This window comes from Flexivirga sp. B27 (genome assembly GCF_052905685.1).
Genome location: NZ_JBPYUM010000001.1, coordinates 697,041 through 710,857, shown reverse-complemented (window position 1 = coordinate 710,857; position 13,817 = coordinate 697,041). Strand labels below are relative to the sequence as shown.

At 68.2% G+C, this 13,817-nt stretch carries 13 protein-coding genes; 8 read left to right on the top strand and 5 right to left on the bottom strand.

What is annotated here, in order from left to right:
• Positions 1-122 precede the first annotated feature (122 nt).
• The gene (locus ACSZL9_RS03425) at positions 123-914 is read left to right on the top strand and encodes a DeoR/GlpR family DNA-binding transcription regulator (protein WP_446664062.1); all 792 of its coding nucleotides are present in this window, start codon (positions 123-125) and stop codon (positions 912-914) included.
• A 24-nt stretch (positions 915-938) separates the two neighbouring features.
• On the opposite strand, the gene ACSZL9_RS03420 is transcribed toward ACSZL9_RS03425, so the two are convergent.
• Genes ACSZL9_RS03420 through ACSZL9_RS03405 form a run of 4 tightly spaced genes read right to left on the bottom strand, consistent with a single transcriptional unit; the run spans position 939 to position 4,541 of the window.
• Positions 939-1,775 (bottom strand): class II fructose-bisphosphate aldolase, encoded by an 837-nt coding sequence (locus ACSZL9_RS03420; protein ID WP_446664061.1) that lies wholly within the window; start codon positions 1,773-1,775, stop codon positions 939-941.
• On the bottom strand, positions 1,772-2,713 hold the full coding sequence (locus ACSZL9_RS03415; protein WP_446664060.1) for a 1-phosphofructokinase family hexose kinase: 942 nt from the start codon (positions 2,711-2,713) through the stop codon (positions 1,772-1,774). The genes ACSZL9_RS03420 and ACSZL9_RS03415 overlap by 4 nt, the downstream gene beginning before the upstream one ends.
• Positions 2,710-3,657, bottom strand: coding sequence for an ROK family protein (locus ACSZL9_RS03410; protein WP_446664059.1), 948 nt, complete (start codon positions 3,655-3,657; stop codon positions 2,710-2,712). The genes ACSZL9_RS03415 and ACSZL9_RS03410 overlap by 4 nt, the downstream gene beginning before the upstream one ends.
• On the bottom strand, positions 3,654-4,541 hold the full coding sequence (locus ACSZL9_RS03405; protein ID WP_446664058.1) for an SIS domain-containing protein: 888 nt from the start codon (positions 4,539-4,541) through the stop codon (positions 3,654-3,656). The genes ACSZL9_RS03410 and ACSZL9_RS03405 overlap by 4 nt, the downstream gene beginning before the upstream one ends.
• Positions 4,542-4,759: 218 nt before the next feature.
• Between ACSZL9_RS03405 and nagA the strand changes: the two genes are divergently transcribed.
• The 3 genes from nagA to trmD are packed head-to-tail and all read left to right on the top strand — an operon-like array spanning position 4,760 to position 7,598.
• Positions 4,760-5,890, top strand: a complete 1,131-nt coding sequence (gene nagA, locus ACSZL9_RS03400; protein ID WP_446664057.1) for an N-acetylglucosamine-6-phosphate deacetylase — start codon at positions 4,760-4,762, stop codon at positions 5,888-5,890.
• A 5-nt stretch (positions 5,891-5,895) separates the two neighbouring features.
• Positions 5,896-6,411, top strand: coding sequence for a ribosome maturation factor RimM (gene rimM, locus ACSZL9_RS03395; protein WP_446664056.1), 516 nt, complete (start codon positions 5,896-5,898; stop codon positions 6,409-6,411).
• A 2-nt stretch (positions 6,412-6,413) separates the two neighbouring features.
• Positions 6,414-7,598 (top strand): tRNA (guanosine(37)-N1)-methyltransferase TrmD, encoded by a 1,185-nt coding sequence (gene trmD / locus ACSZL9_RS03390; protein WP_446665099.1) that lies wholly within the window; start codon positions 6,414-6,416, stop codon positions 7,596-7,598.
• 129 nt (positions 7,599-7,727) lie between these two features.
• On the opposite strand, the gene ACSZL9_RS03385 is transcribed toward trmD, so the two are convergent.
• The gene (locus tag ACSZL9_RS03385; RefSeq protein WP_446664055.1) at positions 7,728-9,653 is read right to left on the bottom strand and encodes a DUF5107 domain-containing protein; all 1,926 of its coding nucleotides are present in this window, start codon (positions 9,651-9,653) and stop codon (positions 7,728-7,730) included.
• 211 nt (positions 9,654-9,864) lie between these two features.
• Between ACSZL9_RS03385 and ngcE the strand changes: the two genes are divergently transcribed.
• The 4 genes from ngcE (at position 9,865) to rplS (ending at position 13,806) form a co-directional block, all read left to right on the top strand.
• Positions 9,865-11,292 carry an N-acetylglucosamine/diacetylchitobiose ABC transporter substrate-binding protein gene (gene ngcE, locus ACSZL9_RS03380; RefSeq protein ID WP_446664054.1) on the top strand — a complete coding sequence of 476 codons (1,428 nt, stop codon included), beginning with the start codon at positions 9,865-9,867 and terminating at the stop codon, positions 11,290-11,292.
• Positions 11,289-12,272: a carbohydrate ABC transporter permease gene (locus ACSZL9_RS03375; protein WP_446664053.1), complete on the top strand. Its 984-nt coding sequence runs from the start codon at positions 11,289-11,291 to the stop codon at positions 12,270-12,272. The genes ngcE and ACSZL9_RS03375 overlap by 4 nt, the downstream gene beginning before the upstream one ends.
• A 68-nt stretch (positions 12,273-12,340) precedes the next feature.
• Complete coding sequence (locus ACSZL9_RS03370; protein WP_446665098.1) at positions 12,341-13,210, top strand: carbohydrate ABC transporter permease; 870 nt, start codon at positions 12,341-12,343, stop codon at positions 13,208-13,210.
• Positions 13,211-13,440: 230 nt separating this feature from the next.
• Positions 13,441-13,806, top strand: a complete 366-nt coding sequence (gene rplS / locus ACSZL9_RS03365) for a 50S ribosomal protein L19 (protein ID WP_446664052.1) — start codon at positions 13,441-13,443, stop codon at positions 13,804-13,806.
• The last annotated feature ends 11 nt before the right edge of the window (positions 13,807-13,817 follow it).

The following is a 13,817-nucleotide window of genomic DNA, read 5'->3' as shown; positions in this document are numbered from 1 at the left end:
GGTGTTTCGAGACGATGTGCGCGAATGACTCGACAAGTGCAGTGTTATGACGCAAACTTCGACTTAACAAGCAGTAAGCGTCATCGAACGCGGTCTGGTGGAGCAACGGTAAGGAGTGGGATGTGCGCAAGCATGAGCGGCTCAACGCCATCTTGGAGCACATCGCCCTGGACGGCTCCATCGACGTCGAGCAGCTCGTCACCGACTTCGGTGTCTCGCCCGCGACTGCGCGGCGAGATCTGGATGACCTGGCCGACCAGCAGCTGATCTCGCGCACTCGCGGTGGCGCAGTGGCCGGATCGGTCAGCTACGACCTGCCGATGCGCTACAAGAACGCCCGGCAGTCCGACCAGAAGCGACGCATCGCCGACCGCGCCGCCCAGCTGATCGAGCCGCAGTCGGTCGTCGGCTTCAACGGCGGCACGACGACCACCGAGGTCGCCCGGAGCCTGTCGTCGCGGGCCGACCTCGCCGAGGGCGAGGTGGACGCGCTCAACTCGCTGACAGTCGTGACCAACGCACTCAACATCGCCAGTGACCTGGCGGTGCGTCGGCAGCTCAAGGTCGTGGTGATCGGTGGCGTCATCAGGCCCCAATCCTTCGAGTTGGTAGGGCATTTCGCGCGCCCGGTGATTGAGGCGATGACCATCGACCTGCTTTTCATCGGCGTCGACGCGGTGTCCGCGCAGCACGGTGCCGCGACCCGGCACGACGACGAGGGGGAGATCAACCAGGCGATGGCCGATCGTGCGCAGCGGGTGGTCGTGGTCGCCGACAGCCTCAAGCTGGGCAAGCGGGCGTTCTGCACGATCTGCCCGCCCGAGCAGATCGACACCCTGCTGACCGATGACGGAGCGGACCCGGCGATCGTGCGGGAGTTCGAGCAGTCCGGCATCGAGGTCTTACTCGCCTAAGCAGGCCAGGAAGTTCTCCCTCGCTCAGAGCGACGACAGCAACCGCTGCACCTCGGCAGCGATCGCGTCACGGCCGGCTCCGACGTAGGGTCGCGGGTCGACCTTGTCGGTACTAGCAAGCACCTCGCGCACGGCACCCGTGAACGCGATGTTCAGCGCGGTCCCGACATTGATCTTCGTCATCCCGGCGGCCACCGCGGCGCGCAACTCCTCGTCGGCGACACCCGACGAGCCGTGCAGTACCAGTGGCACCGGGACCGCCGACCGCAGGCGGCCGATGAGTCCCTGGTCGAGGGCCGCGGTCTTCTCGGTCATCGCGTGACTGTTGCCGACGGCGACTGCGAGTGCGTCGACGCCCGTTGCGGCGACATACGCCGATGCCTCTGCCGGGTCGGTGCGCACTCCCGCAGCGTGCGCGCTGGCGGGCGCGTCGGGCTTGCCGCCGACATAGCCGAGCTCGGCCTCGACATACAGCCCCAGCTCGTGCGCGCGGCGGGTGACGTCGGCGGTCGCGGCGACATTGTCGGCGTAGGGGAGTGCGCCGGCGTCGAACATCACCGAGCTCGCACCGAGCTCTGCCGCCCGCAGCGCGAGATCGGCGTCCGTGATGTGATCCAGATGTATGGCGAGAGGCGTGTCCGCCGCTCGCGCGACCGCGACCGTGCCGGCGAGGATGGCTGCCGGACCCCGGTGGAATCGGATCGTGTTATGGCTGATCTGCAGGATGCAGGGCGTCCCGGCCGCGGCTGCTCCTGCCGCGATCGCCTCCGCATGCTCCAGCGTCACGACATTGAACGCGAACACCGGTTTCGTCGAATCCGCAGCAGTGACAACAAGATCGGCCGTGCTGACGACACTCATGAGGACAACTCCCGGATGATGGTGCGGCTCTCGTGGTCGGCGGCGATCGTCGGATCGAGGTCGCCTGCGGTCGGCCGAGCAACTGCTCCGGCGGCCCACCCTGCGGCGCGCCGCAGGCGGTCCGGCCAGGACAGGCCGGCAGCGACGGCGTCCGCGAGGCCTGCGGTGAACGCGTCGCCGGCGCCGGTGGGGTTGCCCGCCACGGTGCCGGCCGCGGTGGCGGCGAAGCGACTCTGCACGGTGTGGGCTGCCAACCCGGCAGCTCCGCGGGTGATGACGACCTCGCGTGCACCGAGACTGTGCAACTCCTCGGCGGCGGCCAGGACACTCTCGAGCGAGTCGCTGCCGGTGGCGGTCTCCACCAAGGTGGTGGCGGCCGCCTCGTGCTCGTTGATCTTGACGATGTCGGGCGCGGCGTGCAGTGCCCGGACCAGCGGCTCGCCCTCGCAATCGACGATCACCGACGCACCATGGTCGTGTGCGATGCGGGTCAGCTCGGCATACGCGCTCGTGGGCACGCCGCCGGGCAGGCTGCCGGACATCGTGACGACTGCGGTTCCGCGCATCAGTCGCGCGAAACTCTTTGTGAATGCGGACCATTCGGCTTCGGTGAGGACTGGGCCGGGCTCGTTGAGGACAGTGGCGTCGTCGTCGGACACGACGGTGACCGTCTGCCGGGACGACCCGGCGATGTGCGTCAGCTCCGCCGGCACGTCCCTCTCGCGCAGGTCGTCGACGATCTCGGCGCCGACTGCGCCGCCGATCGGTCCGGCCGTGAGTGCGCTCGTGCCCTGCGCGTGCAGGACCGAGGCGACGTTGACACCCTTGCCCCCGGCGCGTCGCCTGACGTGCCGAACTCGTTGTGCCGCACCGACTTCGAAGCCTGGGACGTCATAGGTGACGTCCAGGGCCGGGTTGAGGCAGACCGCGACGATCATGCGTCGTGATCCGCAGCCGTGCGGGCCAGCAGCCCCGCACCGATCAGGCCGGCGCGGGCGCCGAGTGGGGACGCGACGAGCTTCGGCGCGGATCGCCACGGCATACCGGCCTCGAAGGCGTGACGGGTCGGCGCCAGGAGGGCATCGCCGGCCTGTGAGAGACCGCCCGCGAGCACGACCCGGTCAGGGTCGGTGATCAGCGCTCCCGCCACCAGGCCGCGCGCCAGGGTGTCCGTGGCCTCCTGCCAGGCGGCCGCCGCGTCCGGATCGGTGTCGAGTCGCGCGAGGACGTCCGTGGCGTCGATGCCGTCAGGGGCTCGGCCGGTGCGTTCGGCATACAGCCGGGCGACGCCGCGCGCCGAGGCGAACATCTCCAGGCAGCCGAAAGCGCCGCAGCGGCAACGGATTCGGAGGTCGCCGACCGGGATGTGTCCGATCTCTCCGGCGATGCCGGCGGCTCCGTGCACCACCTCGTCACCGGAGACCACGACGGCGGCGATGCCGGTCCCGAGCACCACGATCAACGCGTCGGACGAGCCTTGTGCGGCGCCGATGGTCATCTCGGCAAGGCCGGCGGCCTGCACGTCGTGACCGATGGCCGTGGGCAGGCCGACCGCGTCTCGGACGATGTCGCGCAACGGCACGTCGTGCCAACCGATGTTGCTGGCGTATCGGGCGATCCCGGCCTCGGTGTCGACGACGCCCGGCACGACCACGCCGACCGCACGCAGCTCGATGTCGGCCACCGATGCGGCGCGGAAGCGGTCCTCGATCAGCTCACGGATCGCCGTGACGATCGCGTCGGGGCCGGCGCCGAATGCCGTGGGGACCACCCGCCGCAGCTGCTCGCCCCCGTCCGGGTCGAGCACCGCGGCCTTGATCGAGGTCCCACCGACATCGACGGCTAGGACCAGCTCACGTTCTAAGTTGCGATCGAAACTCACTGGGCGAGGACCACCGAGCGGGTCAGCGCGCGCGGCTCGTCGGGGTTCTTGCCGGACGCCTCGGCCAGCGCGACCGCGACGCGCTGGGCGGTCGTCAGCACAGCCATCGGGTCAGCGTCGGTCTGGACGAAGCGCGCGCCCGTCGCCACCACTTGCTCGGCAAGGCCGTCCGGGGCGTCGCCGAGAACCCAGACGACAGAACGCTCGTCGACGATGCTGATCGGGCCGTGCCGGAACTCCATCGCCGGGTAGGACTCGGTCCAGGTCTGGGACGCCTCGCGCAGTTTCAGCGCGGCTTCGTTGGCCAGCCCGACGGTCCAGCCGTCACCGAGGAAGGTGAACTGGGTGGCGCGCGTGAGCTCGTCGGGCAGCGGCGCGGCGAGCTCGGCCTGCGCGTCGGAGATCGCGGTGGACAGGTCCTGGCCGAGCGCCGCGCGCCACCAGGCGAGCACGCTGGTGGCGAAGCGGGTCTGCACGACCGACTTCTCGTCGGCGAAGCCGAGCAGCACGTGATGGGTGGCGAGGGGGACGACCGGGTGCTCGGCCTCGGTGGTCACCACGGTCGAGCGCTGCTCCGGGCCGAGGGTGCGCAGCAGATCGATGATCTCGGTGGTCGTGCCGGAACGCGTGATGGCCACGATGCGGTCGTAGCGCCGTCCGACCGGGAACTGCGACGCGGCGAACGCGTCGGTCTCTCCCTGCCCGGCCTGCTCGCGCAGCACGGCTGCGGACTGGGCCATGAACCACGAAGTGCCGCAGCCGACGATCGCGACCCGCTCGCCGGCGGCGGGCATCGCCTCGGCGGACTCGGGGGTCGCCGCGACTTCGGCGGCGCGTGCCCACACCTCGGGCTGACTGGTGATCTCGGCGGCAACGTGCGACACGGTCGGGCTCCTTGGGGTGCGGTGGATTCGGGACGGGCTCGCACAGGATCGACGATCGTGACGTCAGGTGACGCTTTGTGCGTGGTTGAAGCAAGTTTAACGCATATTGCGTCACTCGGATCGATGCTTTCCGGAAGTGGTCCAGGCGGCTGGGCCAGCAGCGACTCCGGCGCACGCTGCACGCGACCGGGCAGGACGCGTGGTGTTCGATGGGCGGTATGAACGAGATGGTGCTGACCGATGCCCGAGTGCTCACTCCGGATGGGATCGTCGAGGGGTCGTTGCGCATCGCCGACGGCGCGGTGTCCGGCATACACGCCGGTCCGGCCGAGGGTGAGTCGCTGGGCGGGGCGCTGGTTGTCCCGGGGTTCGTCGACATCCACGTGCACGGCGGTGGCGGCCACGACATGAGCGCGTCCGCGCAGGACATGGCCAGTGCGGTGCGCTTCCACCGCAGCCACGGCACGACCACCTCACTGGTCTCGCTCGTGACGGCTCCGGTCGACGCGCTGTGCGAGCAATTGGGATGGGCTGCCGACCTGGCCGAGGCGGGCGAGATCGCCGGAGCCCATCTGGAAGGTCCCTTCCTCTCGCACGTGCGCTGCGGGGCGCAGAACCCCGACCACCTCATCGAGCCCGACCTGGGCGCCTTCGGCCGGATGGTCGATGCGGCGCGTGGCCACCTGCGGGTCATCACGATCGCGCCGGAGCTGCCCGGAGCGCTCGAGCTGATCGACGCCGCGGTCGCGGCCGGCGTCGTCGTTGCGGTGGGGCACACCGACGCGACATACGACCAGGCGAGCGCGGCCTTCGAACGCGGCGCGACTCTCGCCACGCACCTGTTCAACGGCATGCGACCGATCCACCACCGCGAGCCCGGCCCCGTGCTCGCCAGTCTCGACGCCGGGGTTCCGTGCGAGACGATCAACGACGGCATCCACCTGCACCCGGCCGTGCTGCGCGAGGTGCTGGCGCGGGGCGACGACCGCCTCGTGCTGATCACCGACGCGATCGATGCGACGGGCGTCGGCGACGGTGAATACGTCCTGGGCGGGCAGCAGGTGTGGGTGCGTGACGGCGCGGCCCGGCTCGAGAACGGGTCGTTGGCCGGCAGCTCACTGACGATGGACAGCGCCTTCGCGCGTGCGATCCGGAACGGCGTCGACCCCCGCGAGGCCTCCGCTGCGGCGTCGGCGAATCCGGCGCGGGTGATCGGGCTCGGCGATCGCGGCGTGATCGTGCCCGGTGCGCGCGCGGACCTCCTCGTGCTGGACGATGACCGCGGTGCCGACCACAGCGTGCAGCGCGTGATGCGCGCGGGGGCGTGGGTCGCGGACACTGCACAATGAACGTCATGAATGACGTCGTCGTCGCCCGGATCGGCAAGCCGCACGGGCTCAAGGGGGAGGTCACCGTCCGTGTGCATACCGACGCGCCGGACCAGCGCTTCGTGGTGGGGGAGACGTTCCGCACCGACCCCGCAGCGAAGGGACCGCTGACCTTGCGAACCCACCGGGTGCACAACGGGATTCACCTCCTCGCGTTCGACGAGGCGGCGGACCGGACCGCGGCCGAGGGCCTGCGTGGCACCCAGTTGCTGATCGACGCGCAGGACGACGACGGCGAGGACGATGCCTGGTATGCCGACGACCTGATCGGTCTGTCGGTGGTCGACACGGACGGCGCGCAGCTGGGCACTGTCGTCGAATTGCACGACCGGCCGGCGCAGGACCTGCTCGAGGTCCGCCTGGTCAGCGGTCGCATCGGCTACGTGCCCTTCGTCGAGCAACTCGTGCCCGAGGTCGACATCGACGGCGGGCGCATCGTGGTCGACCCGCCGCCCGGCCTCCTCGACCTGCCGGAGTCGTGACGATGCGGATCGATGTCGTCACGATCTTCCCGGATTACCTTGCCCCGCTTGACCTTTCGCTGATCGGCAAGGCGCGTCGTCAGGGTCTGCTCGACGTCCACGTGCACGACCTGCGTGACTTCACCCACGACCGACACCGCACCGTCGACGACACCCCGTATGGCGGCGGGGCCGGCATGGTCATGAAGCCCGAGCCGTGGGGTGAAGCGCTCGAACACGTTGCGCAGCAGACGGATTCGCGACCGGTCCTGGTCATCCCTGGGCCAGGGGGAGAGCGCTTCGACCAGTCGATCGCACGCGAGTTGGCGGGCCGGGAGCACCTGGTCTTCGCCTGCGGGCGCTACGAAGGCATCGACGAACGTGTCTACACGCGGGCGGCCGAGGACTTCGAGGTTCGTGTGCTGTCGCTCGGTGACTACGTGCTCAACGGCGGTGAGGTGGCGACGCTCGCGATGACCGAGGCGATCGCCCGATTGGTGCCGGGCGTCATCGGCAACGCACAGTCGCTCGTCGAGGAGTCGCACGAGGACGGGCTGCTCGAATATCCCGTCTACACCAAACCCGAGCATTGGCAAGAGCTTTCGGTGCCCGACGTGCTGTTGTCCGGAGACCACGGACGGATCGCCGCGTGGCGCCATCAGCAACGGTTGGAGCGGACCGCAGCTCGCCGTCCGGATCTGTTGCCGTCTGTCGCGGCCGCCGCTGCCGGCGACCTGCAGCTTGCCGTCGCGACGCCTGCCGATGTCGGCGAGTTGCTGACGACCACCCACGCGTGTTGGCTGGCCGAGGGCATCCTCAACGACATGCTCGACATCCCCGCGCAGCACGAGACCACTGCCTCGCTCACCGACTCCCTGCGCGACTGGACGACGTATGTCGCTCGCATCGACGGCCGACTCGTCGGCTCGGTGCGGGGTCGACTCCAGGACGGTCCGGCCGGTGCCGGCACCGACTGGCACATCGGCCGACTGATGGTCGTGCCCGATCTGCAGGGCCGCGGGTTCGGTCGGGTGCTGCTCGATCACATCCAGCGAGTGGCGCCCGGGACGACGGCGTCATACAGCGTGCTGACCGGGGCGCGGAGCGAGCGCAACCAGCGGATGTATCGCAAGGCGGGCTTCCGGGTCGTCGGTCGCGACGACCCGCCGGGCACGGTCAGCCTCGCGAAACGCCGCCGGTCCCACTGACCGACAGGTCCAACCCTGGATCGCCGACAGGCACCCCGATGACCGAGAGGCCCCCGGATTTCGGCTCAAATTGGCCGAAATCGCCGGTCCTTTCGGCAAACGGGGGGCCTCTCGGCGAAAGAGGATCGTCTATTCGTCGGGCGTGTGCTCGGTCATGCTGAAGTCGAGATGCGCCGGCACGGGGGTGTGGGGATGGATCGACTGCCACAGGTCTCCGATCGCCCGATCCCCCTCGGCGAGATCCGGCACCTCGAGATCGGCCAGGATCGCGGACGCCTCGTCGTTGCGACCGAGTGCATGCAGTGCCCTGGCGCGCAGCAGCCGGGTGCGCCCGTGATCACGCAGCTCGGCTGATGCCTGCTCGATCGCGGCCAGCCCATCGTCCGGCCGACCGGCATCGAGCAGTAGCTGCACATGCTCGGTCAGCAGACCGCGAGAGCTCGGATCCAGTTGGCGTGCCTGCGAATACAGCCGATCAGCTGCATCGGTGTCCGCACTCAGCACGGCCAGCCCGCGGAGGGCGACAGCGGTGGGTTGCGTGTCGATGCTGTCCCGGTAGTGATCGCGCGCGGACTCCGGTCGCCCCGCGAGGTGCTCGTGGACGCCGAGCGCGTAGGAGCGCCACCAGCCGTGGGGCGCTTGCTCGATCACGCGGTGCCAGCGGTCGGAGATCATCGGCAGCAGCGGCTCGTCCACCGGCTCGCCGGCCAACAACGCGGCGGCGGCCCGACTGTCGTCATCGACCTCCGGGAAACGCACGCCGCCCGGAGAGTCCTGCTCGCGCAGCGCCAACTCGACCCAGCCCCAACCGGATCCAGTGTGCAACAGCTCCTGCGGGGTGCGGACCGCGAAGTCGGCCAACCAGCGCCGGTGCCAGGCGTCGAGAGCCTCGATCGGCGCCGTGTCGTGAGCCGCTGCCGCGGCAGCCTCCGCTGCGACCTCGAACTCTCCGGTCGCCGTCGCAGGGTCCAGCGTCGTCGCGCCGAACGCCTCGGTCCACGACCGCTCGGCGGCGCCGTCGATGAGGTCGTGCTCGAGCTGCGTGGCGCAGACTCCGGCCTGGATCTCGGCATACGGCTGATCGTCGACCAACCAGCGCTGCCAGCGACGCCCGCCCGGCGCGTTGCCCCACAGGAAGAGCTTGCGACCGCGCAGCTCGTCGGTCGAGGTCTGCACGAAGCCCCGGCCATCGGGCTCGACCGCGGTGATCGATCGGCCGGACTGGCCGGCGACCTCGAAGAAGTAGTCGGCCGACGCGGCGGATGCGGCCGGGTGGCTGATGTCGACCGGTCCGTCGGGATGGGGGACCGGCACCAGGTCGAGTGACCCGGTGTAGCTGGTCCGCCAGGCGTGCGTCGCCGGGGTCAGTACGCGCGTGCGGTCGGTCTCCGGGACGGCGATGTTGGTCCAGTAATACAGGGGCTTCGGCTCGGGGTCGGGGTTGATGACGCGGGTGGAGGCGAGCAACCGGTCACCCGCCAACGCCAGGTCGATGGTCAGGATCAGGTCGCGGGTGCGCTCCCACTCCCACAGCCGCAACGCCTGGCCGGTGGGCGAGTCCACGACGGCCGCGTGCATCGGTCGGCAGGTGGTGGTCGCGTGCCCGGTGCTGCCGAGGTTCCACTCGATGCCGCCGGCGAACCACGCGTCGGTCAGGGCGAAGCCGGCGAACCGCAGGCGTTGCGGGGTCAGCAGCAGCTCCCGGTCGGTCCGCAGATCGCGCAGCGACCAGACGCGTCCACCGAGGGCGGGCAGCACCGTTGCCCGGACCAGGCCGTTGTCCAGAGTGACGGCAGGCAGGTCGAGTTCGTGATCGCCGCGGTCGTAGTCACTCTGCACGCCATACGGCAGGGGAGTGTGCAGGCGGCCGCGCTCGACGCGCTCGCGCATCGCGGCGGGAGCGTCCGCCGCCAGTGTCGTCGTAGTCATCGCGCGCAGCGGGCGGTATGCCGGCAACGAGCTGGTGGCACCCAAAGTTGCGCCGCGCACGGCGAGCCTGGTGGCTTGCACTCGGGTTGCTGCGGCAGAGTTGCCGGGGCAGTCGGTGAAATGCATCGGGCCTCGCATGGTGACGGTGATGAAGTGGGTGGGTCACAGTCCGGCTCTCTGCCGACCTGTTGCGGATCTGTGATCGTTTATGCGCCAAAAGGTGCACATACTGGCAAAACTAATCATATTCTTTGGGGCGTACAGTCTGCGGCTTCCTCGTGGAGTCGATCCATCCCCGGCTGTGCCTTGGCTAGTAACAACTGGAGGTAACGCGGCCATGACTCTTAATGACTCCACGGTCAATCGACGGACGGTCATGCGCACTGCGCTGGCGGCCGGTCTTGCGCTGCCGGTCGGGGGCGCGCTCGCGTCCTGCGCCGGCGGTGGCAGCAGCGGCACAGGCGACGGTGACGGCAAGAAATCACCGAAGGGCAAGACCTCGGCGGACAACCCGTTCGGTATGGCGGCAGGGAGCAAGGTCGACGCCGTCATCTTCAACGGCGGCTACGGCACCGACTACGTGACGTTCGCCGGCAAGGTCGTCGAGAAGAAGCACAAGGGCAGCAAGGTCAAGGTGTCACCCTCGACCCAGATCGCCCAGCAGTTGCAGCCGCGCTTCGTCAGCGGCAACCCGCCGGACCTGGTCGACGACTCGGGTGCGAACGCGATCGGCATCAACACCATCGCCTCGAAGCTGGAGGACCTCGCGCCGGTCCTGGACGCGAACAACCTCGAGGGCACCAAGATCTCCGACACGCTCTACCCGGGTGTCAAGGAGCGCGGACTGGTCGGCGACAAGATGCTCGTCCTCAACTACGTGATGACGATCTACGGCCTGTGGTACTCCGCCAGCCTCTTCGAGGAGAACGGCTGGAAGGCACCGAAGACCTGGGACGACCTGCTCGACCTGGGTGCTAAGGCCAAGGCGAAGAAGAAGTACCTCTTCGCCTGGGGCAAGGAAGCCGCGACCTACTACCAGACCCTTGCGATGGACTCGGCGATCAAGGAGGGCGGCGATGAGGTGCGCCTCGCGCTGGAGAACCTCAAGCCGAAGTGCTGGTCGATGAAGCCGATCCAGGACGTGTTCGCCAAGCTCGAGGAGATCGTCAAGAAGGGCTACATGAAGCCCGGCGGTGCTGGCACCCAGTTCACCCAGGCCCAGGCCCAGTGGAGCAAGGACCAGGCCGCGATCCTCTACCCGTCCGGGTCGTGGATCGAGAACGAAATGAAGTCCCAGACCAAGAAGGGCTTCAAGATGACCGGCATCCCGGAGCCGACGCTGACCTCGTCGAGCAAGATGCCCTTCGACGCGCTCAACGCCGCACCGGGTGAGCAGTTCATCGTGCCGTCGCAGGCCAAGAACGTCGCCGGCGGTAAGGAACTGCTGCGCGCCATGCTGTCCAAGGACGCCGCGACCAACTTCGCCAAGACGAAGCTGGCCCCGACCGTCGTCAAGGACACCGTGCCGGCGAGCGGCTTCGGCTCGACGGCACTGCAGTCCCAGATCAAAATGCTGGACGCTGCGGGCGAGAAGGTCTTCAACATCCGCTTCGTGGACCTCTACGGCACCAACCCGGACATGCTGACCCCCTGGAACAGCTTCCTGTCCGGTCAGATGGACGCCGCCGGCCTGACGAAGGCACTGCAGAAGATCACCGACAAGGTCGCAAACGACTCCTCGGTGAAGAAGGTCGAGATCAAGTGACCGGAGTCCCGGTCGCTGCGCCTGCCACCACCCCCAAGCGGGGTGGTGGCAGGCGCGTGCGCCCGTCGCGCATCGGCTTCCTGCTGGTCACGATCGGACTCCCGCTGGTCCTCTACATCGGCCTGGTCATCTGGCCGTTCATCCAGGCGATCTACTACTCGCTGACCGACTGGGGCGGCTTCACGTCCACGATGAACTTCATCGGCCTGGACAACTACCGCTACATCTTCGAGGACGACATCTTCAAGAGTGCCGTCCGCAACAACATCATCCTGGCGATCATCGTGCCGCTGCTGACCGTCGTGCTCAGCTTCATGCTGGCGACGATGGTCACCGTCGGTGGCTCCAACACCGGGTCGGTGCGTGGACTGAAGGGCTCGAACGCCTACCGCATCGTCTCGTTCTTCCCCTACACCATCCCGGCCATCGTCATCGGTGTGATCTGGGCGCAGATCTACGACCCGTCCAAGGGCATGCTCAACGGTGTCCTCACCAAACTGCCGTTCGGGCTCGGTGAGCACTTCGAGTCGTTCGCCTGGCTGGGCAAGGTCAGCACCGCGATGCCGGCCTCGATCTTCGTGATCATCTGGGGCTTCATCGGCTTCTACATGGTGCTGTTCGTCGCGGCCATCAAGAGCATCCCGTCGGAGATGTATGACGCCGCCCGCATCGACGGCGCCGGACGGCTGCGGACCATGTGGTCGGTCACGCTGCCGATGGTGCGCGAGACCGTGCAGACGGCATACATCTATCTGGGTGTGGTGGCCCTGGACGCGTTCGTCTACATGGCCGCGCTGAACCCCACCGGCGGACCGAGCAACACGACATACACGATCTCGCAGGACCTCTACAAGACGGCGTTCACCGAGGGGCACTTCGGGCGCGCCAGCGCCATGGGTGTCGTGCTCGCCGTGTTGACCCTGGCCTTCGCCGGGATCGTCTTCGGCGTCAACCGACTGGTCGCCGGGAGGGAAAAGTGACTTCGAACCTCGACCTCAGCAAGCGCGACGAGCCGGCGACCCCGGACGACGGACAGCCGCCCCGCGCGCTGCCACCTGTGGTCCAGCGGCGCAAGCGGGAGCCGGGTGAGATCGGCATCCTGATCGGCTCGCACATCGTCCTGCTCTTCTGGGCGGTCATCGTCGTCCTGCCCCTGGTGTGGACGTTCTTCTCCGCGACCCGGTCCACCAGTGAGATCTTCGACGGCCCGTGGACGCTGCCCAGCGACCTCTGGGGCAACATCAGCAGCAACTTCTCGGCTGCGTGGAACGACTCTGGCCTGGGCCGGGACCTGCTCAACACCCTCATCGTCGTGTCGATAGCGCTGGTGCTGGTGATGGCGCTGGGCTCGATGTGCGCCTACTCGCTGGCGCGCTTCCCGTTCCGGGGCAGCCGGTTGGTCTACTACCTGATCCTGGCGGGCAACACGTTCCCGATCTTCCTGGCGATCGTGCCGTTGTTCTTCGTGTTGAAGAACATCGGCCTGCTCAACACCTTCCCGGGGCTGATCCTGACGTATGTCGCCTTCGCCTTCCCCTTCACGGTCTTCTTCCTCTATCCGTTCTTCCGGGCGTTGCCCGCGGAGATCGCGGAAGCGGCCGAGTTGGACGGTGCAGGCGACTGGCGGACCTTCGTGCAGGTCATGCTGCCGATGGCCAAGCCGGGCATCGCCGCGGTGGCGATCTTCAACTTCCTCGGCTTGTGGAACCAGTTCCTGCTGCCGGTCGCACTGAACACCAAGGAGAAGAACTACGTCCTCTCGCAGGGGATGTACAACTTCGTGTCGTCGGCGGGCTACGAGGTCAACTACGGCGCGTTGTTCGCCGGTGTGGTGATCACGGTGGTGCCGGTGTTGATCGCCTACATCATCTTCCAGCGGCAGCTGCAGGGTTCGCTGTCGCAGGGCACCATCAAGTAGGCACGAGCACGTAGTTCGCTGCCTGAGTTCACTGCTGCGAGGACGCCGATTTCACCGGATCACCGACCTCTGGCAGAATCGACAGAGCGCCGAAACGGCAGTCGGCCCCCGCCGCAGGGGGAGTGTGGCGACGAGTGTTCCTCGTCGACGCATGTGGCCCGATCCGAACGGCGCACCCGATCACCTGAAACAGCGGGCGACCTGCGGCGCCTGCGAGGAAGAAGCACCTCATGCACAAGTTCGATGAACTCGACGCTGCGCAGCTGCGCACCGACATCCCCGACTTCCGCGCCGGCGACACCGTCAAGGTGCACGTCAAGGTCGTGGAAGGCACCCGCTCGCGTGTGCAGGTGTTCCAGGGCGTCGTGATCCGTCGTCACGGCGGCGGCGTCGGTGAGACGTTCACCGTCCGCAAGATCAGCTTCGGCTGCGGTGTCGAGCGCACCTTCCCGCTGCACACCCCGGCGATCGACAAGATCGAGGTCGCCTCCCGCGGTGTGGTCCGTCGCGCCAAGCTCTACTACCTGCGTGACCTGCGCGGCAAGGCTGCCCGCATCAAGGAGAAGCGCGAGACTGCTCCGGCCAAGCAGGCCTGAGCTCACTCGCT